General features: G+C 66.8%; 16 protein-coding genes. All 16 read right to left on the bottom strand.

Annotated features, from left to right (window positions below):
• The 16 genes from CAP38_RS13990 to pilQ all read right to left on the bottom strand — a co-directional run bounded on the left by CAP38_RS13990 (nt 1) and on the right by pilQ (nt 18,023).
• Nucleotides 1-240 carry a BolA family protein gene (locus CAP38_RS13990; RefSeq protein ID WP_086122044.1) on the bottom strand — a complete coding sequence of 80 codons (240 nt, stop codon included), beginning with the start codon at nt 238-240 and terminating at the stop codon, nt 1-3.
• A gap of 1 nt (nt 241) precedes the next feature.
• The gene (locus CAP38_RS13985; RefSeq protein ID WP_086122043.1) at nt 242-997 is read right to left on the bottom strand and encodes an ABC transporter permease; all 756 of its coding nucleotides are present in this window, start codon (nt 995-997) and stop codon (nt 242-244) included.
• The gene (locus tag CAP38_RS13980) at nt 994-1,923 is read right to left on the bottom strand and encodes an ABC transporter ATP-binding protein (RefSeq protein ID WP_086122042.1); all 930 of its coding nucleotides are present in this window, start codon (nt 1,921-1,923) and stop codon (nt 994-996) included. The genes CAP38_RS13985 and CAP38_RS13980 overlap by 4 nt, the downstream gene beginning before the upstream one ends.
• Before the next feature lie 94 nt (nt 1,924-2,017).
• Entirely contained in the window at nt 2,018-2,305 is a 288-nt protein-coding gene (locus CAP38_RS13975; protein ID WP_256924464.1) for a lipid asymmetry maintenance protein MlaB, read from the bottom strand.
• A gap of 29 nt (nt 2,306-2,334) precedes the next feature.
• Nucleotides 2,335-2,955 carry a phospholipid-binding protein MlaC gene (locus tag CAP38_RS13970; RefSeq protein WP_086122041.1) on the bottom strand — a complete coding sequence of 207 codons (621 nt, stop codon included), beginning with the start codon at nt 2,953-2,955 and terminating at the stop codon, nt 2,335-2,337.
• 109 nt (nt 2,956-3,064) lie between these two features.
• Complete coding sequence (locus tag CAP38_RS13965; protein ID WP_086122040.1) at nt 3,065-3,796, bottom strand: VacJ family lipoprotein; 732 nt, start codon at nt 3,794-3,796, stop codon at nt 3,065-3,067.
• A 20-nt stretch (nt 3,797-3,816) separates the two neighbouring features.
• Entirely contained in the window at nt 3,817-4,296 is a 480-nt protein-coding gene (gene mlaD, locus CAP38_RS13960; protein ID WP_086122039.1) for an outer membrane lipid asymmetry maintenance protein MlaD, read from the bottom strand.
• A 19-nt stretch (nt 4,297-4,315) separates the two neighbouring features.
• Nucleotides 4,316-5,098, bottom strand: a complete 783-nt coding sequence (mlaE, locus tag CAP38_RS13955; RefSeq protein WP_086122038.1) for a lipid asymmetry maintenance ABC transporter permease subunit MlaE — start codon at nt 5,096-5,098, stop codon at nt 4,316-4,318.
• Nucleotides 5,095-5,913, bottom strand: a complete 819-nt coding sequence (locus CAP38_RS13950) for an ABC transporter ATP-binding protein (RefSeq protein ID WP_086122037.1) — start codon at nt 5,911-5,913, stop codon at nt 5,095-5,097. Before CAP38_RS13950 ends, mlaE begins: the two co-directional genes overlap by 4 nt.
• Nucleotides 5,914-6,000: 87 nt before the next feature.
• Nucleotides 6,001-7,467 (bottom strand): glutamate synthase subunit beta, encoded by a 1,467-nt coding sequence (locus tag CAP38_RS13945; RefSeq protein WP_086122036.1) that lies wholly within the window; start codon nt 7,465-7,467, stop codon nt 6,001-6,003.
• Between the two features lie 36 nt (nt 7,468-7,503).
• The gene (locus CAP38_RS13940) at nt 7,504-12,228 is read right to left on the bottom strand and encodes a glutamate synthase-related protein (RefSeq protein ID WP_086122035.1); all 4,725 of its coding nucleotides are present in this window, start codon (nt 12,226-12,228) and stop codon (nt 7,504-7,506) included.
• A gap of 131 nt (nt 12,229-12,359) precedes the next feature.
• Nucleotides 12,360-13,085 carry a transposase gene (locus CAP38_RS13935; RefSeq protein ID WP_086122034.1) on the bottom strand — a complete coding sequence of 242 codons (726 nt, stop codon included), beginning with the start codon at nt 13,083-13,085 and terminating at the stop codon, nt 12,360-12,362.
• A gap of 9 nt (nt 13,086-13,094) precedes the next feature.
• The gene (locus tag CAP38_RS13930; protein ID WP_373271419.1) at nt 13,095-14,261 is read right to left on the bottom strand and encodes a deoxyguanosinetriphosphate triphosphohydrolase; all 1,167 of its coding nucleotides are present in this window, start codon (nt 14,259-14,261) and stop codon (nt 13,095-13,097) included.
• Complete coding sequence (aroB, locus tag CAP38_RS13925) at nt 14,261-15,382, bottom strand: 3-dehydroquinate synthase (protein WP_086122032.1); 1,122 nt, start codon at nt 15,380-15,382, stop codon at nt 14,261-14,263. The genes CAP38_RS13930 and aroB overlap by 1 nt, the downstream gene beginning before the upstream one ends.
• 44 nt (nt 15,383-15,426) lie before the next feature.
• Nucleotides 15,427-15,969, bottom strand: a complete 543-nt coding sequence (locus CAP38_RS13920) for a shikimate kinase (protein WP_256924463.1) — start codon at nt 15,967-15,969, stop codon at nt 15,427-15,429.
• Nucleotides 15,966-18,023, bottom strand: a complete 2,058-nt coding sequence (pilQ, locus tag CAP38_RS13915) for a type IV pilus secretin PilQ (RefSeq protein ID WP_373271418.1) — start codon at nt 18,021-18,023, stop codon at nt 15,966-15,968. The genes CAP38_RS13920 and pilQ overlap by 4 nt, the downstream gene beginning before the upstream one ends.
• Nucleotides 18,024-18,058 lie beyond the last annotated feature (35 nt).

The following is an 18,058-nucleotide window of genomic DNA, read 5'->3' as shown; positions in this document are numbered from 1 at the left end:
TCAGGCCTGGGCCGCCCATTCGGCCGGTGTGTGGGTCTTCATCGACAGGGCATGGACCTCGTCGGTGCGGATGCGTTCACCCAGGGTGGCGTACACCCGCTGGTGGCGCTGGATCAGGCGCAGGCCCTCGAAGGCCGGCGACACGATGACCGCGGCCCAGTGCCGACCGTCACCGGTGACTTCGATGTGGTCGCACGGCAGGCCGGCAGCAATGAGGTTCTGGAGTTGTTCGGCGGTCATGTCAGTGTCGGATCTTGTAGCCGGTCTTGAGCAGGTGCAGGGCCAGGGCGCTCACGGCGGCGAGTGCGGCAGCCACCAGGCCCAGGCTGATCCACGGAGAGACGTCGCTCTGGCCGAAGAAGCCATAGCGGAAACCGTCGATCATGTAGAAAAACGGGTTGAGGTGGCTGACCTGCTGCCAGAAAGCCGGCAGGGAATGGATGGAGTAGAACACGCCCGAGAGGAAGGTCATGGGCACGATGATGAAGTTCTGGAACGCGGCCATCTGGTCGAACTTCTCGGCCCACAGCCCGGCAATCACGCCGAGGGCGCCCAGCAGCGCCGCGCCCATCAGGCCGAAGGCCACGATCCACAGCGGCGCCACCACGGTGGGCTGTGCGAACCACCAGGTGGCCAGCATCACGCCGGCACCCACCGCCATGCCGCGCACCACCGAGGAACCCACATAGGCCACGAACCACGCCCGGTGGGAGAGCGGCGTGAGCAGCAGGAAGACCAGGTTGCCCATGATCTTGCTCTGGATGAGCGAGCTGCTGCTGTTGGCAAAGGCGTTCTGCAGCACGCTCATCATGACCAGGCCGGGCAGCAGGAAGGCGGTGTAGTTGACCGAGTCGTACACCTGCACCCGGTCCTCCAGCACGTGACCGAAGATCATCAGGTAGAGGATGGCCGTGATGACCGGTGCCGCCACGGTCTGGAAACCGACCTTCCAGAAGCGCAGGACCTCCTTGTAGAACAGGGTCTGCCAGCCGTTCATGCCGCCACCTCCTGCACAGCCGGGTTGCTGCCGGTGAGGGCCAGGAACACATCCTCGAGATCGGGTTTGCGGATCTCGATGTCCTGTGGCGTCAAGCCGGCTTCGCGCAGTCGGGCCAGCGTGCGTTCCACGGCCAGGGCGTCGTCGGCCGGCAGCTGCACGACCCGACCGGTCACGCGGGCCAGGGCCGCCAGGTCGGCCGGCAGGGCCGTGTCGGTCTTGAAGCGCAGCACCTGCGACGAAGAACGGGCCAGCAGGGACGATGTGCTTTCCAGCGCCACCACCTCGCCCTGCTTGAGCATGGCAATCCGGGTGCAGAGCGCCTCGGCCTCTTCCAGGTAGTGGGTGGTCAGCAGCACGGTGCTGCCCAGCCGCTTGTTCAGGCCGGAGACGAACTGCCACAGCGTCTGGCGCAGCTCCACGTCGACACCGGCGGTGGGCTCGTCCAGCACGATGACCGGGGGCTTGTGCACCAGCGCCTGGGCGATCAGCACCCGGCGCTTCATGCCGCCGGAGAGCTGGCGCATGTTGGCATTGGCCTTGTCGGCCAGGCCCAGGCCGGCGAGCAGCTCGTCGATCCAGTCGTCGTTGTGGCGCACGCCGAAATAGCCGGACTGGATGCGCAGTGCCTCGCGCACGTTGAAGAAAGGATCGAACACCAGCTCCTGCGGGACCACACCGAGCTGGCGGCGGGCCGCCGCATAGTCGGACTGCACATCGTGGCCGAGCACGGTCACGCGGCCCTCGGTGGCCCGGCTCAGGCCGGCCAGGATGCTGATGAGCGTGGTCTTGCCGGCGCCGTTGGGGCCGAGCAGACCGAAGAATTCACCGGGCTCGATGTCGAACGACACCGAGCGCAGGGCCTGGAAGGCGCCACGGGCGGTGGTGTAGGTCTTGGAGACGTTCTGGAAGGAAACAGCTGGCATGCGCAGGCGGGACCGCAGGTCTCACCGGTCGGGCGCAGACCATCTGCGGCAGCGGGTGAGCCGGCCATTTTAAGGCGGGGGTCCGCCGGCCGCTTCAGGCAGGGAGAAGCGACTCCACGCCGTACAGGGCCACCAGATCGCGCAGCCGCCGGGGCAGGCCGACGACCTGAAGCGACTGGCCCCGCTGCTGCAGGTCGCGCCCGATCTCGAGCAGCACGGCCACGGCCGAAGAGTCGAAGTGCCGCAAGGCCGACGCATCGACCTGCACGACCGGGCCGGCCCGGGACGCCACGGCGGACTGGAAGGACTGGAGGGTGGCCGCTGCTTCATGCAGCGTCAGCCGCTCGGGCAGGCGGGCCACCGGATTCAAGGTATCGGTCACGGAAATCGATCAGGACGCGGCCGGGGCTCTCAGCTCCGGGCGCTGTTGGTCTTGTTGCGCTGGGCCAGCGATGCGATCAGCCCGTCGATGCCCTTGGCCGAGATTTCCTGCGCGAACTGGGTGCGGTAGGTTTCCACCAGCCACACGCCCAGCACGTTGAGGTCGTAGATCTTCCAGCCACCGGCGCTTTTTTCCAGGCGGTAGTCCAGCTGGATCGGCTCGCCCCGCCCGCGCACCTCGCTGCGCACGATGACCTCGGTGTCGGTGGGCTGCATGCGCAGCGGCTTGAAGCTCAGCGTCTGGTCCTTGACCTCGCCCAGCGCGCCGGAGTAGGTGCGCACCAGCAGGGTCTTGAACTCGTCCTGCAGCTGCTTCTGCTGCTCGGGCGTGGCCTGGCGCCAGAACCGGCCGACGGCCGAGGCGGTCATGCGCGTGAAGTTCACGTTGGGCATGATCTTGGTGTCGACCAGGTTGACGATGCGGTTGATGTCCCCGGCCTGGATGGCCGGATCGGCCTTGACCGCGTTGAGCACCTCGGTGGAGATGCGTTTGACCATGGCATCCGGCGCCTCGTCGGACGCCATCGCGGGCAGTGCCCACGCAGCGGCGGAGAGGGACAGGATGGCCAGCCAGGAACGGCGCTGGATCATGGAAATTCCTTTCAGTAGGGGAAACCCGATGGTAGGCGTGCGATGGCGCAGCTTCGTGTCGGGTTCCCGGGTCATTCGTTGCGATTCGTATCGGTGATCATCGGAGTGATCACTCACCGTCGCCGATGCCGATGCCCTTGTCGATCATGCGGTCGACCTGGCTCTGGCGCCGGTTGAGGTAGAGGTCGCGGGTGAAGCTGTACTTGTCGAGCGCGGCCTCTTCCAGCACGTTGGAGGCGCCCAGCAGGCCGGCACGGATGTCCACCACCTCCAGCGCCCACAGGGCATTGCGGTTGGCCTTGTTGTCGAGCTGGTTCAGCGGATCGGCCGCGAGATCGACCACCAGCCCGCCGGTGTCGCGCACCGACGACGGGCCCAGGAATGGCAGCACCACATACGGGCCCGACGGCACACCCCAGCGGCCCAGGGTCTGGCCGAAATCGATCTTGGTGCGCGGAATGCCGGCTTCGGAGGCGATGTCGAGCACCCCGCCCAGGCCGAACACCGTGTTCACGCTGAAGCGCATGAGGTTCTCGCCCGCCTCCTTGGGCCGCAGCTGGAACAGCGCATTGAAGGTCGACCACAGATCGCCCAGGTTGGAGAAGAAGTTGTTGACCCCGGTACGAACCGGCTGGGGCGTGACTTCCACATAGGCGGTGGCGACCGGCTTGACCACCGCCGTGTCCACCGCGTCGTTGAACCGGTAGACACCCCGGTTGAAAGGCTCCAGCGGGTCGCGCGGATTGGCATCAGGGCCGGTGGCACAGCCGGCCAGCAAGGCGGTCAGGCCCGCCAGAAACGCGAGCTGGAGTCGGCGGGAAACGCAAGAGACGGGGTTCATGGTGTGCTCCTTGTGCGGCCTCACTGGGCGCCTTCGGCCGGCTTGCCCTCGGCGGCCTTGTTGAACAGGAACTGGCCGATCAGGTTTTCGAGGATGACGGCGGACTGGGTCTGGGTGATCACCGCACCGGCAGCGATGTTCTCCGGATCGCCACCCGGCTCGATGCCGATGTATTGCTCCCCCAGAAGACCGCTGGTGAGGATCTTCATGGAGCTGTCCTTGGGGAAAGCGTAACGCGACTCCAGCGCCAGCACCACATTGCCCTGGAAAGTCTTGTCGTCGAAGGTGATCGACTCCACCCGGCCGACCACCACCCCGGCACTGCGCACCGCGGCCCGGGGCTTGAGGCCGCCGATGTTGTCGAAGCGGGCGGTCACCTTGTAGGTGGGCTCGAAATTGAGCGAGAGCAGGTTGGCCGACTGCAGGGCCAGGAAGAGGATCGCGGCGGCGCCGATGAGGACGAACAGGCCGACCCAGACATCGTTTTTGGAGGTGTTCATGGCGGTGAGGTCCGGTGATTCAGATGCTGAACATCATGGCGGTGAGGACGAAGTCGAGTCCGAGCACCGCCAGGGAAGCCACCACCACGGTGCGGGTGGTGGCGCGTGACACGCCTTCGGGGGTGGGCTGGGCCAGATAGCCCTGCAGCAAGGCCACGAAGGTGACGGTGAAGCCGAAGACGATGCTCTTGATGACGCCGTTGCCCACATCGGCCCACACGTCCACACCGCCCTGCATCTGGCTCCAGAAGGCGCCGGCGTCCACACCGATCATGAGGACGCCCACCACCCAGCCGCCGATGATGCCGACCGCGCTGAACACCGCGGCCAGCAGCGGCAGCGTGATCACACCGGCCCAGAACCGGGGCGCCAGCACCCGCCGCACCGGATCGACGGCCATCATTTCCATCGCGCTGAGCTGCTCGCCGGCCTTCATGAGACCGATCTCGGCCGTCAGCGAGGTGCCGGCCCGGCCTGCAAACAGCAGCGCACTGACCACCGGCCCCAGCTCGCGCACCAGTGAGAGCGCCACCAGCAGCCCCAGGGCCTCGGTGGCGCCATAGCGCTGCAGCGTGTAGTAGCCCTGCAGCCCGAGCACGAAACCCACGAACAGGCCCGACACGCCGATGATGGCCAGCGAATAGTTGCCCAGAAAATGGATCTGGTCGCGGACCAGACCGAATCGGCGCAGGCTGGCACCGAACAGTGTCAGCAGGCGCAGGAACAGCCGGGCGCCCAGGCCGATGCCGGCCAGCTTGAGCCGCACGGCCCGGCCCACGCGGGCGGGGTGCAGGGCCTTCATGCCTGGCCTCCCGGGCCGAAGTCGGCGGTCAGGTCCGGGGCCGGATGGTGGAAGCGGACCGGGCCGTCGGGCAGGGCATTGACGAACTGGTGCACCAGCGGGTCGGTGCTGTGGCGCACCTCGTCGGGCGTGCCTTGGGCGGCAATGCGGCCGTTGGCCAGCACGATGACCTGATCGGCGATGTGGAAGGTCTCGTCCAGGTCGTGCGAAACCACGATGCTGGTCAGGCCCATGGCGTCGTTGAGCTGGCGGATGAGCCGGGCCGCCGTGCCCAGGGAGATGGGATCGAGACCGGCAAACGGCTCGTCGTACATGATGAGTTCGGGGTCGAGCGCAATGGCACGGGCCAGCGCCACGCGCCGGGCCATGCCGCCTGAGAGTTCGCTGGGCATCAGCTGCCGGGCACCGCGCAGGCCCACGGCGTTGAGCTTCATGAGCACGATGTCGCGCACCATGGATTCGGGCAGCGCGGTGTGCTCGCGCAAGGGGAAGGCGACGTTGTCGAACACGCTCATGTCGGTGAACAGGGCACCGAACTGGAACAGCATGCCCATGCGGCGGCGCGCTTCGTAGAGCCGGGCAGCGTCCATGGTGGTGACGTCACTGCCGTCGAACAGGGTCTGGCCCCGGTTGGCCCGGATCTGCCCGCCGATCAGGCGCAGCACCGTGGTCTTGCCGCCGCCGGAAGCGCCCATGAGCGCCGTGACCTTGCCACGCGGCACGGTCAGCGAAATGTCGTCGAGGATGACGCGCTCACCGTAGCCGAAGGTGACGCCGCGCAGTTCGACAAGGGGGGTGTCTGGGATGGGGTTCATCAATGAAAAGCCGGGCTGGGGGCCCGGCTCTTCATGATAAGGGATGCGGGATAACCCGGTATCCCGGGTCCCCTGCGGGCCACGGTGTCAGCGCGGCAGGTCGGAATGGCCCATCAGGAACTCGTCCACGGCACGGGCGGCCTGCCGGCCCTCGCGGATGGCCCAGACCACCAGCGACTGGCCACGGCGGATGTCACCGGCCGCAAACACTTTGTTGACGTTGGTGACGTAACCACCGGTGAAATCGGTGGTGGCGCGGGCGTTGCCGCGGCCGTCCTTGTCGATGCCGAAAGCGTCCAGCACCGAAGCCACCGGGCTCACGAAGCCCATGGCCAGCAGCACCAGGTCGGCCTGGTATTCCTTTTCGGTGCCCGGGATCTCGACCAGCTTGCCGTCCTTCATCTCGACATGGACCGTCTTGAGGCCGGTGACCTTGCCGTTCTTGCCGATGAACTCCTTGGTGGAGATGGCGAACTCGCGCTGGCAGCCTTCTTCGTGGCTGGAGCTGGTGCGCAGCTTGAGCGGCCAGTACGGCCACACCAGGGGCTTGTTTTCCTGCTCGGGCGGCTGGGGCATGACCTCGAACTGGGTCACGCTGGCCGCGCCGTGGCGGTTGCTGGTGCCCACACAGTCGGAGCCGGTGTCGCCGCCACCGATCACGATGACGTGCTTGCCGTCGGCGCGGATCTGGCCCTTAAGCTTGTCGCCGGCATTCACCTTGTTCTGCATGGGCAGGAACTCCATGGCGAAGTGCACGCCATCGAGGTCGCGGCCGGGCACCGGCAGATCGCGGCTCTGCTCGGCGCCGCCGCACAGCAGGACGGCGTCGAACTCGCTGCGCAACTGCTCGGGCGAGATGGTCTCCTTGGCCCAGTTGGTCACCTTGCTGCCCTCGGGCAGCTGGCCGACCATGACCCCGGTGCGGAAGGTCACGCCTTCGGCTTCCATCTGCTCGACGCGGCGGTCGATGTGGGTCTTCTCCATCTTGAAGTCGGGGATGCCGTAGCGCAGCAGGCCACCGACCCGGTCGTTCTTCTCGAACACGGTCACGTCGTGGCCGACGCGGGCGAGCTGCTGGGCCGCGGCCAGGCCGGCCGGCCCGGAACCGACGACCGCCACCTTCTTGCCGGTCTTGTGGCGCGGCGGCTGCGGCTGGACCCAGCCCTCGTTCCAGGCGCGGTCGATGATGGCGTGCTCGATCGACTTGATGCCCACCGCATCGTCGTTCACGTTGAGCGTGCAGGCGGCCTCGCAGGGTGCGGGGCAGATGCGGCCGGTGAACTCGGGGAAGTTGTTGGTGCTGTGCAGCACAGTGATGGCGTTGCGCCAGTCACCCTCGAACACAAGGTTGTTGAAGTCCGGAATGATGTTGTTGACCGGGCAGCCGTTGTTGCAGAACGGCGTGCCGCAGTCCATGCAGCGGGCGGCCTGGACCTTGGACTGCTCCTCGGTCAGGCCGATGACGAATTCCTTGTAGTGCTTCACCCGTTCCGGAACGGGCTTGTAGCCCTCTTCCAGTCGTTCGAATTCCATGAAGCCGGTGACTTTTCCCATGGTGTTGGTCCTTCGTGGGTCGGTGCGTTGTTCGGATTACTTGACGGCGGCAGCGCGCTTGGACGCAGCCGGGGCCTTGGGGGCGGCGGCAGCGGACTTGCGGGCGGCGATCTCGCCCAGGGCGCGCTTGTATTCGTTCGGGAACACCTTGACGAACCTGGCACGCGAGGTGGCCCAGTTGTCCAGCAGCTCGCGGGCGCGCTTGCTGCCGGTCCAGCGGTTGTGGTCTTCCAGCAGCTTCTTGAGCTGGGCTTCGTCGGTCTGGCCGCGGTGCCAGATGGCCTTGTCCATGGAGGCTTCCTGCTCGGCCGCCGGCAGCACCTTCTCCATGCTGACCATGGCGGTGTTGCAGCGCTCGGCGAAGCGACCGTCCTCGTCATAGACGTAAGCCACGCCGCCGCTCATGCCGGCAGCGAAGTTGCGGCCGGTCTTGCCCAGCACCACCACGGTGCCGCCGGTCATGTATTCGCAGCCATGGTCACCGGTGCCTTCGACCACCGCCGTGGCGCCGGACAGACGCACCGCAAAGCGCTCGCCGCCCACGCCGCTGAAGAAGGCCTCGCCGCTGGTGGCGCCGTACATCACGGTGTTGCCGACGATGATGTTGCGCGCGGCCTCGCCACGGAAGTCGATGCTCGGCCGCACCACCACGCGGCCGCCCGAGAGGCCCTTGCCGGTGTAGTCGTTCGCGTCACCGATCAGGTAGAGCGTGATGCCCTTGGCCAGGAAGGCGCCGAACGACTGACCGCCGGTGCCTTCGAGCTGGATGCGGATGGTGTCGTCCGGCAGGCCTTCCGGATGGTGCTTGGTCAGTTCGCCGGACAGCATGGCACCCACCGAGCGGTTGACGTTGCGCGCCACCTCGATGAACTGCACCCGCTCACCCTTTTCCAGGGCCGGCTTGGCGCGCTCGATCAGCACGCGGTCCAGCGACTTCTCCAGACCGTGCTCCTGCTCTTCGGTGTGCAGGCGCGGCACGTCGGCCGGCACGGCCGGGGTGGCCAGCAGACGGCTGAAGTCCAGGCCGCGGGCTTTCCAGTGCTCGATGCCGGCGCGCATGTCCAGCAGGTCGGCACGGCCGATGAGCTCGTCGAACTTGCGCACGCCCAGCTGGGCCATGATCTGGCGCACTTCCTCGGCAATGAAGAAGAAGTAGTTGACGACGTGCTCGGGCTTGCCGGTGAACTTCTTGCGCAGCGCCGGGTCCTGGGTGGCCACGCCCACCGGGCAGGTGTTGAGGTGGCACTTGCGCATCATGATGCAGCCCTCCACCACCAGCGGCGCGGTGGCGAAGCCGAACTCGTCGGCGCCCAGCAGACCGGCAATCACCACGTCACGGCCGGTCTTCATCTGACCGTCGGCCTGCACGCGGATGCGGCTGCGCAGGCGGTTGAGCACCAGGGTCTGCTGGGTTTCGGCCAGACCGATTTCCCAGGGCGAACCGGCGTGCTTGATGGACGACCACGGCGAGGCGCCGGTGCCGCCGTCGTGGCCGGCGATCACCACATGGTCGGCCTTGCACTTGGCCACGCCGGCTGCGATGGTGCCCACGCCCACTTCCGACACCAGCTTGACGCTGATGCTGGCGTGCGGTGCCACGTTCTTGAGGTCGTGGATCAGCTGGGCCAGGTCTTCGATGGAATAGATGTCGTGGTGCGGCGGCGGGCTGATCAGGCCCACGCCGGGCACCGAGTAACGCAGCTTGCCGATGTACTCGGACACCTTGCCGCCGGGCAGCTGACCGCCCTCGCCCGGCTTGGCGCCCTGGGCCATCTTGATCTGCACCTGGTCGGCGCTCTGCAGGTATTCGGCGGTCACGCCGAACCGGCCGGAGGCCACCTGCTTGATGCGCGAGCGCAGGCTGTCGCCGGCTTCCAGCGGCATGTCGACCTCGACCACATCGTCGCCGATGATGGACTTGAGCGTCTCGCCCTTGGTGATCTTGATGCCCTTGAGCTCGTTGCGGTAGCGGCGCTCATCCTCGCCGCCCTCGCCGGTGTTGCTCTTGCCGCCGATGCGGTTCATGGCCACAGCCAGCGTGGCGTGTGCTTCGGTGGAGATGGAGCCGAGCGACATGGCGCCGGTGGCGAAGCGCTTGACGATCTCCTTGGCCGGCTCGACCTCGTCCAGCGGGATGGCCTTGGCGGGGTCGAAGCGGAATTCGAACAGGCCGCGCAGCGTCATGTGGCGGCGGCTCTGGTCGTTGATCAGCTGGGCGTATTCCTTGTAGGTGCTCCAGTTGTTGGCGCGCGTGCTGTGCTGCAGCTTGGCGATCGCGTCCGGCGTCCACATGTGCTCTTCGCCACGGGCGCGCCAGGCGTACTCGCCGCCGGTGTCCAGCATGGTGGCCAGCACAGGGTCGTCACCGAAGGCGGCCTTGTGCATGCGGATGGCCTCTTCGGCGATCTCGAACACGCCGATGCCTTCCACCCGGCTGGCGGTGCCGGTGAAGTACTTGGCCACGGTGTCGCTGTTCAGGCCGATGGCCTCGAACAGCTGGGCGCCGCAGTACGACATGTAGGTGCTCACGCCCATCTTGGACATGATCTTGGACAGGCCCTTGCCGATGGCCTTGACGTAGTTGTAGATCGCCTTGTCGGCGCTCAGGTCCCCGGGCAGGTCCTTGTGGATGTGGACCAGTGTCTCCATGGCCAGGTAGGGGTGCACGGCTTCGGCGCCGTAGCCGGCCAGCACGGCGAAGTGGTGCACTTCGCGGGCGGTGCCGGTCTCCACCACCAGACCGACCGAGGTGCGCAGGCCTTCCCGCACCAGATGCTGGTGGATGGCCGACAGGGCCAGCAGCGCGGGGATGGCGATCTGGGTCGGCGACACCGCACGGTCGCTGATGATCAGGATGTTCTTGCCGCCCTTGATGGCGTCCACGGCAGCGGCGCACAGCGAGGCCAGCTTGGCTTCCACGCCTTCGCGGCCCCAGGCCACCGGGTAGGTGATGTCCAGCGTGGCACTGCGGAACTTGCCCTGGGTGGTGGCTTCGATGTCGCGCAGCTTGGCCATGTCGGCGAAGTCCAGCACCGGCTGGCTCACCTCCAGGCGCATCGGCGGGTTGACCTGGTTGATGTCCAGCAGGTTGGGCTTGGGTCCGATGAAGGACACCAGCGACATCACGATGGCCTCGCGGATCGGGTCGATCGGCGGGTTGGTCACCTGGGCGAACAGCTGCTTGAAGTAGTTGTAGAGTGGCTTGTTCTTGTCGGACAGCACGGCCAGCGGGCTGTCGTTGCCCATGGAGCCGATGCCCTCCTCGCCGGCCTGGGCCATGGGCGCCAGCAGGAACTTGATGTCTTCCTGTGTCATGCCGAAGGCCTGCTGGCGGTCCAGCAGCGACACGGCACCGTCCTGCGGCACGTCGGCAGCGTTCGGCTCGACGTCATCGAGCTTGATGCGCAGGTTCTCGATCCACTGCTTGTACGGCTTGCTGTTGGCGAGGTTGGCCTTGAGCTCCTCGTCGTCGATCATGCGGCCCTGTTCCAGGTCGATCAGGAACATCTTGCCGGGCTGCAGGCGCCATTTGCGCACGATCTTGTTCTCGGGCACCGGCAGCACGCCCGACTCGGACCCCATGATCACGAAGTCGTCGTCGGTGATGCAGTAACGCGAGGGGCGCAGGCCGTTGCGGTCCAGCGTGGCGCCGATCTGGCGGCCGTCGGTGAACACGATGGAGGCCGGGCCGTCCCACGGCTCCATCATGGCGGCGTGGTACTCGTAGAAGGCCTTGCGGCGCTCGTCCATGGTGGTGTGCTGCTCCCACGGCTCGGGGATCATCATCATCACCGCCTGGGCCAGCGGGTAGCCGGCCATGGTCAGCAGTTCGAGGCAGTTGTCGAAGGTGGCGGTGTCGGACTGGCTGGGGAAGCTGATGGGGTAGAGCTTCTTCAGGTCGTCCCCCAGCACCGGCGAGCTCATCACGCCTTCGCGCGCCTTCATCCAGTTGTAGTTGCCCTTGACGGTGTTGATCTCGCCGTTGTGGGCCACGTAGCGGTAGGGGTGGGCCAGCGGCCACTCCGGGAAGGTGTTGGTGGAGAAGCGCTGGTGCACCAGACCCAGGGCCGAGACGCAGCGCGGGTCCTGCAGGTCCATGAAGTAGGTGCCCACCTGATCGGCCAGCAGCAGGCCCTTGTAGACCACGGTGCGGCTGCTCATGCTCACCACGTAGTACTCCTTGGAGTGGGTGAGCTTGAGGCGCTGGATGGCGGCGCTGGCGGTCTTGCGGATGACGTAGAGCTTGCGCTCGAGCGCGTCCTGCACGATGACGTCGCTGCCCCGGCCGATGAATACCTGGCGGATGATGGGTTCCTTCTCGCGCACGGTGGGCGACATCGGCATGTCGCGGTTCACCGGCACGTCACGCCAGCCCAGCAGCACCTGGCCTTCGGCCGCGATGGCCCGCTCCATTTCCTGTTCGCAGGCCAGCCGGCTGGCGTGCTCCTTGGGCATGAAGATCATGCCCACGCCATATTCACCCGCCGGCGGCAGCGTCACGCCCTGGGCGGCCATCTCTTCACGGTAGAGGGCATCGGGCATCTGGATCAGCAGGCCGGCACCGTCGCCCATCAGCTTGTCGGCGCCCACGGCACCCCGGTGGTCGAGGTTCTCCAGGATCTTGAGCGCCTGCTCCACGATGGCATGGCTCTTTTCACCCTTGATGTGGGCCACGAAGCCCACGCCGCAGGCGTCGTGCTCGTTGGCCGGGTCGTACAGGCCGTGTTGCTGGAGGTGCTGCTGTTCGGCTGCCGTGTTCATGGCGCTTCCTTTGTTCGGTAGGTGCGTGGGGACGCAAAAACGGGAGGTGGGAGCTTATTGCAATGCAACACGCATGCCAAGCCCATTTAAATGGGGTCAGACACTTAAATCCAACCTAAGTCGGTGACCCGTCAATTAATTGGGGACAGATTACCGTCGTCGGTCTCGGGCTCGGGGCGCCTCGGACGGCCCGGCTTGCCGCGGCTCAGCCGCCGGCCGGTGCGGCGCTGCAGCTCGGCGAGGTGGGCTTCGTCCCCCCAGGCCCAGCCGTGCAGCACCGCATCCACCAGGGCCGCCTCGCGCAGCGATCCGACACCGGTTCGAACGGCAGTGGCGTACGCCGCCTCACGCGCGAAGGGCGTGTTGCCCAGGCCCCAGTACACCGCAGGGGGAGCCACCTGCCGCTGCACGCCCAGGCCGGCGTAGTGCCCATGGCTGGACCACGGGTAGGCGCCCGGCTCCGTGGCCAGCCCCAGCCGCACCGGGTGGAGATCCAGATAGACCATGCAGTCCAGCAGGTGGTGGTCGGGCTGCACCAGGGTGCTGCGGTACCGCCCCTCCCAGAGGGTGCCGGTGCGCCGGTGCCGGTCATTGAAGTGGCGCACGTGACTGCGGCCGAGCGCCTGCATCAGGCGCGGGACCCCGTCCTCCGTGTCGGGCGTGGCCAGCAGGTGGAAGTGGTTGTCCACGATGACCCAGGCGTGCACGGCCACCCGCTGGTTGCGGGCGTGCTGGAAGATCGCCTGCATCAGGTGTTCGCGGTCGGCATCGTCGCGCACGATGGCCTGCCGGTCGTTGCCCCTGAGCACCACATGGTGCGGCTCGCCGGGCAGGGTGAGTCGGGGCTGACGGGCCATGGGGCGGTTTCAGGGGAACAGGACGGCACCGGACAGCCGTTCGTGTTCGCGGATCGCGAAGCGGTCGGTCATGCCGGCGATGTAATCGGCCACCGCACGGGGCAGGTGCTGGCGGCTGGCATGGGCTTCGGGCAGTTGCGCCGGATCGGACAGATAGGCCGTGAACAGCTCGGTCACCACCTGCCGCGCCCGGCCGGTGGTTTCCATGACCTGCGGGTGCCGGTAGAGGTTGCGCAGCAGAAAGGTCTTGAGCGCCTGGCTGCGCTGGCGCATGTCGGCCGAGAACACCACCAGCGGGGGAGATCGCCGCACATCGTCCACCGTGGCGACACCGGCGTCGTGCAGCGATCGGCGGGTCGCCTCGATCACGTCATAGACCTGGTCGCTCAGCATGAGCCGTATCGATTCGAACAACAGACGCCGCCCGCCGAGCTTCGGATGAACTTGCAGCGCACGGCGGCGGTAGTCGTCGAACAGCGGCACCTGCTCCAGCTGCTCCAGGGTGATGAGCCCGGACCGCACGCCATCGTCGATGTCATGGGCGTTGTAGGCAATCTCGTCGGCCAGGTTGCACAGCTGGGCCTCGAGCGACGGCGACCCGCCGTGCAGGAAGCGGTGGGCCACGCCGCCGGGCTCCATGGCTTCGAGCCGCTGGGCATTGCTGCGCGAACAATGCTTGAGGATGCCTTCGCGGGTCTCGAAGCACAGGTTGAGTCCGTCGAAGGCCGGGTACCGCTCCTCCAGCTCGTCGACCACCCGCAGACTCTGCAGGTTGTGCTCGAAGCCCCAGTCGTCGGTGGACGTCCCCTGTTCGATGCAGCGGCGCATGCAGTCGTGCAGGGCATCCTGACCCGCATGGCCGAACGGGGTATGACCCAGATCGTGCGCCAGCGCGATGGCTTCGACCAGGTCCTCGTTGAGCCGCAATGACCGGGCGATCGAACGGCCCAGCTGGGCCACTTCGAGGGAATGCGTCAGCCGGGTCCGGAACAGGTCGCCCTCGTGGTTGAGGAACACCTGGGTCTTGTAGACCAGCCGCCGGAACGCGGTGGAATGGATGACACGGTCGCGGTCGCGCTGGAAGGCGGTGCGGGTGGGCGCTGGCGTCTCGGGATGGCGCCTGCCTCGCGTGGCGGCCGGATCGCACGCGCAAGGGTCCAGACCGACCGCCTCCATCATCCCGCGCAGGATTCGGCGATGACGCGGGCCACCGTGTCATCGGGCGCCGGACGCATCACGGCCGTGCCGGGCGGATCGATCAGCACGAAGCGGATCTCGCCGGCCTCGGCCTTCTTGTCCACCCGCATCAGCGACAGCCAGCGCTGCGCGTTGTCGTCCGCATCGAGCACCGGAGCACGGGTCGGCAAGCCGGCCCGCTGCACCAGCGCCTGCAGTCGCGTCACGAAGGCCGCGTCCACCCGGCCGAGCGCCTGCGACAGCCGCGCGGCCATCACCATGCCGCAGCCCACCGCCTCGCCATGCAGCCAGGCGCCGTAGCCCATGCCGGCCTCGATGGCGTGGCCGAAGGTGTGGCCGAAATTGAGGATGGCCCGAAGACCCGACTCCCGCTCGTCCTGCCCCACCACCAGCGCCTTGATCTCGCAGCTGCGCTGCACCGCGCGCGCGAGTGCGGCAGGGTCGCGGGCCACCAGGGCATCGACATGGGCCTCGATCCAGTCGAGGAACGCCATGTCGGCGATCGGCCCGTACTTGATGACCTCGGCCAGACCGGCGCTGAGCTCGCGGTCGGGCAGCGTCCTGAGCGTGTCCAGATCACAGATCACCCGCAGCGGCTGGTAGAACGCACCGATCATGTTCTTGCCCAGCGGGTGGTTGATGGCCGTCTTGCCGCCCACCGACGAATCCACCTGCGCCAGCAAGGTGGTGGGCACCTGCACGAAGGGCACACCGCGCATGTAGCTGGCGGCGGCAAAACCGGTCATGTCGCCGATGACGCCGCCGCCCAGTGCGTACAGCACCGTCTTCCGGTCGCAGGCCGACCCGAGCAGGGCATCGAAGATCAGCTGGAGGGTTCGCCAGTCCTTGTGGGACTCACCATCGGGCAGCACCACGTGCAACACGCGCGCATGACGGGTCCGCAACACGCCGGCCAGGGCCTCCAGGTACAAGGGTGCGACCGTGGTGTTGGTGACCACCATGGCAGTCCCACCTTCCGGCAGCCCGTGGTAGCTTGCAGGATCGGTCAGCAGCCCGTCACCGATCAGGATGTCGTAGCTGCGTTCGGCGAGATCGATGCGCACCTGGGCGCGGCTGAGGCGGGTATCCGGCGTGTCCATGTCCGGAGTGTAGGGGCTGACGGACGGTCGGAAGGCAATGAGGGTCAGAGTCCCGGCGTGGCGCGGCCGATGTCCGACATGTCCAGCTGCATGACGATCATGTTGACCAGGGTGGAAACCGACGGACGACCCGTGTCGATGGTGAAGTGCGCGGTTTCCGCGTAGAGGGGATCGCGCTGGGCATGCAGGTCGCGGAGCTTCTGCAGCGGGTCGTCCACCTGCAGCAGCGGCCGGTTGCGGTCATGCCGAACGCGCCGAAACACCTCCTCGGGCGCTGACCGCAGATAAACCACCACCGTGTTGGCGTGCAGGATCCGCCGGTTGTCTTCGCGCAGCACCGTCCCGCCCCCGGTGGACAGCACCTTGGAGGCGCCCGCCGCCAGCTCGGCGATCACCTCGGCCTCGATGTCCCGGAAGCGGGCCTCGCCCTCCTGCTCGAAGAACAGGCGGATCGGACAGCCGATGCGCTGCTCGATGACGGCGTCGGAATCGAAGAAAGGCAGCCCGAGCCTGCGCGCGAGCTGCCTTCCGATGGTGGACTTGCCCGATCCGGGCAGGCCCACCAGGGCCACGGTGCGTGACGTCAATTCGAGACCGTGCGACCCAGCACCCGCGGGGTGATGAAGATGAGCAGTTCGGACTTGTTGGAAATCCGGTTGCGCGTCTTGAACAGATTGCCCACGCCCGGCAGATCGCCCAGCAGCGGCACCTTGTCGACCTCGTTGCGGTCGGTCTGCTCGAAGATGCCACCGATCACCACCGTGCCGCCGTTCTCCACCAGCACCTGGGTCTTGACGTGCTTGGTGTTGATGGCGATGCCGTCAGGCGTCACATCACCGGGGCTGTCCTTGTTCACATCCAGGTCCAGGATGATGTTGCCTTCCGGCGTGATCTGCGGCGTCACTTCCAGCTTGAGGTTGGCCTTGCGGAAGGCAATCGCGGTGGCGCCGCTGGACGTGGCGGTCTGGTACGGGATTTCGGTACCCTGCTCGATCAGCGCCTTGACCTGGTCGGCGGTCACCACCCGGGGGCTGGACACGATGCGGCCCTTGCCATCCGACTCCAGCGCCGACACCTCCAGCGCCAGGAAGCGGGTCGCGCTCGGGCTGAACAGCGACAGTGCGTAAGTGGCCGCGGCGTTGTTGGACGGGTTGGCCGGCAGGTTGACGAAGGGCAGCGAGGTCAGACTGGGTTGGCCGGCACCGGTGACGGCACCGTAGTTCGAACCGAAGTTGCCCCGCACCGAGTTGCCGCCAGTGTCCGGCGACTGGCGGATGCCCCCGCCCAGGCGCACACCGATCGACTTGCTGAAGGTGTCGTCGGCCTCGACGATGCGGGCTTCGATCATCACCTGGCGGATCGGGATGTCGAGCTTGTTGATCAGCTCCTGCACCTGCTGGAGTCGCGACGGGGTGTCGGTGACGAACAGCTGGTTGGTGCGCGGCTCCGAAATCACGCTGCCGCGGCTGGACAGGATGCTGGCGTTGCCACCGCCGGTGGCAGAACCAGAGGAGTTGCCGGAGCTGCGCAGCTGGTTGGCGATGTCGGCGGCCTTGGCATAGTTCATCTGGAACGACTGGGTGCGCAGCACTTCCAGACTTTCGATCGAGGCCTTGGATTCCAGCTCCTGCTTCTCGCGGGCGGTGATCTCGTCCTTGGGCGCAATCCAGATCACGTTGCCCGACTTGCGCATGCCCAGGCCCTTGGCCTGCATGATGATGTCCAGCGCCTGATCCCAGGGCACGTCCTTGAGGCGCAGGGTGACCGATCCGGTGACCGAGTCGGACGTGACGATGTTGAAGCTGGTGAAATCGGCGATCACCTGCAGCAGGGAGCGGACCTCGATGTTCTGGAAGTTCAGCGAGAGCTTCTCGCCGGTGTAGCCGGGACCCTGGCTCAGCTTGGCCGGATCGATCTTCTGCTCACGCACTTCCAGCACGAACTGGTTGTCGCTCTGATAGGCCGAGTGATCCCAGGCACCGGTCGGGGTGACCACCATGCGCACACGGTCGCCGATCTGGCTGGTGACGATGGACTGGACCGGCGTGCCGAAATCGGTCACGTCCAGTCGACGGCGAAGACCCTCGGGCAGGGACGTCTTGAGGAAGTCCACCACCAGCGTGGAACCCTGGGGGCGGATGTCGACGCCCACCTGGCTGCTGGCCAGCTCGACCACGATGCGGCCGGTACCGCCTGCGCCGCGGCGGAAATCGATGTCGCGCAGTGCCGCCACATCGAGCGTCCGGCTCTCTGCAAACGCTGCCGGCGGCTGGGTCTGGGCTGTGACGGCCTCGTTGCGGTCCATCAGCACCAGCAGAGTGTTGCCTTCGATGCGGGTCTGGTAAGCAGCCGACTGCTTGAGGTTGATGACCACCCGGGTGCGGTCACCGGCCTGGACCACATTGGCCGAACGGAGGTTGCCTTCGTTGATGTCGACCGTGCTGCGACCGATGGCATTGGTCACGCCAGGAAAGTCCAGCGCGATGCGGGCGGGCGACTGGATGGTGAATCCGGCAGGCGGGCCCTTGAGCGGCTCCTTGGTCACGATGCGGATCACCTCGGTGCCGCCCTGCGTGCCGCCAGTGACCGACTCGATGGTGTTCTGGGCATAGGCCCATGCGCTGGCCGTGGACAGGACCATCCACACTGCCGCGCGTTTCAACCGGGACCCTGCGC

This window comes from Hydrogenophaga sp. IBVHS2 (genome assembly GCF_002127215.1).
GTDB lineage: Bacteria > Pseudomonadota > Gammaproteobacteria > Burkholderiales > Burkholderiaceae_C > Hydrogenophaga.
The sequence above is the reverse complement of the archived record's forward strand: the minus strand, read 5'-3'. Positions and strand labels throughout refer to the sequence as shown.

What these genes read in the sequence shown, in the direction of transcription:
- CAP38_RS13990 (WP_086122044.1), bottom strand. Translation starts at nt 240, where the DNA reads ATGACCGCCGAACAACTCCAGAACCTCATTGCTGCCGGCCTGCCGTGC.
- CAP38_RS13985 (WP_086122043.1), bottom strand. Translation starts at nt 997, where the DNA reads ATGAACGGCTGGCAGACCCTGTTCTACAAGGAGGTCCTGCGCTTCTGG.
- CAP38_RS13980 (WP_086122042.1), bottom strand. Translation starts at nt 1,923, where the DNA reads ATGCCAGCTGTTTCCTTCCAGAACGTCTCCAAGACCTACACCACCGCC.
- CAP38_RS13970 (WP_086122041.1), bottom strand. Translation starts at nt 2,955, where the DNA reads ATGATCCAGCGCCGTTCCTGGCTGGCCATCCTGTCCCTCTCCGCCGCT.
- CAP38_RS13965 (WP_086122040.1), bottom strand. Translation starts at nt 3,796, where the DNA reads ATGAACCCCGTCTCTTGCGTTTCCCGCCGACTCCAGCTCGCGTTTCTG.
- mlaD (WP_086122039.1), bottom strand. Translation starts at nt 4,296, where the DNA reads ATGAACACCTCCAAAAACGATGTCTGGGTCGGCCTGTTCGTCCTCATC.
- mlaE (WP_086122038.1), bottom strand. Translation starts at nt 5,098, where the DNA reads ATGAAGGCCCTGCACCCCGCCCGCGTGGGCCGGGCCGTGCGGCTCAAG.
- CAP38_RS13950 (WP_086122037.1), bottom strand. Translation starts at nt 5,913, where the DNA reads ATGAACCCCATCCCAGACACCCCCCTTGTCGAACTGCGCGGCGTCACC.
- CAP38_RS13945 (WP_086122036.1), bottom strand. Translation starts at nt 7,467, where the DNA reads ATGGGAAAAGTCACCGGCTTCATGGAATTCGAACGACTGGAAGAGGGC.
- CAP38_RS13940 (WP_086122035.1), bottom strand. Translation starts at nt 12,228, where the DNA reads ATGAACACGGCAGCCGAACAGCAGCACCTCCAGCAACACGGCCTGTAC.
- CAP38_RS13935 (WP_086122034.1), bottom strand. Translation starts at nt 13,085, where the DNA reads ATGGCCCGTCAGCCCCGACTCACCCTGCCCGGCGAGCCGCACCATGTG.
- CAP38_RS13930 (WP_373271419.1), bottom strand. Translation starts at nt 14,261, where the DNA reads ATGGAGGCGGTCGGTCTGGACCCTTGCGCGTGCGATCCGGCCGCCACG.
- aroB (WP_086122032.1), bottom strand. Translation starts at nt 15,382, where the DNA reads ATGGACACGCCGGATACCCGCCTCAGCCGCGCCCAGGTGCGCATCGAT.
- pilQ (WP_373271418.1), bottom strand. Translation starts at nt 18,023, where the DNA reads ATGGTCCTGTCCACGGCCAGCGCATGGGCCTATGCCCAGAACACCATC.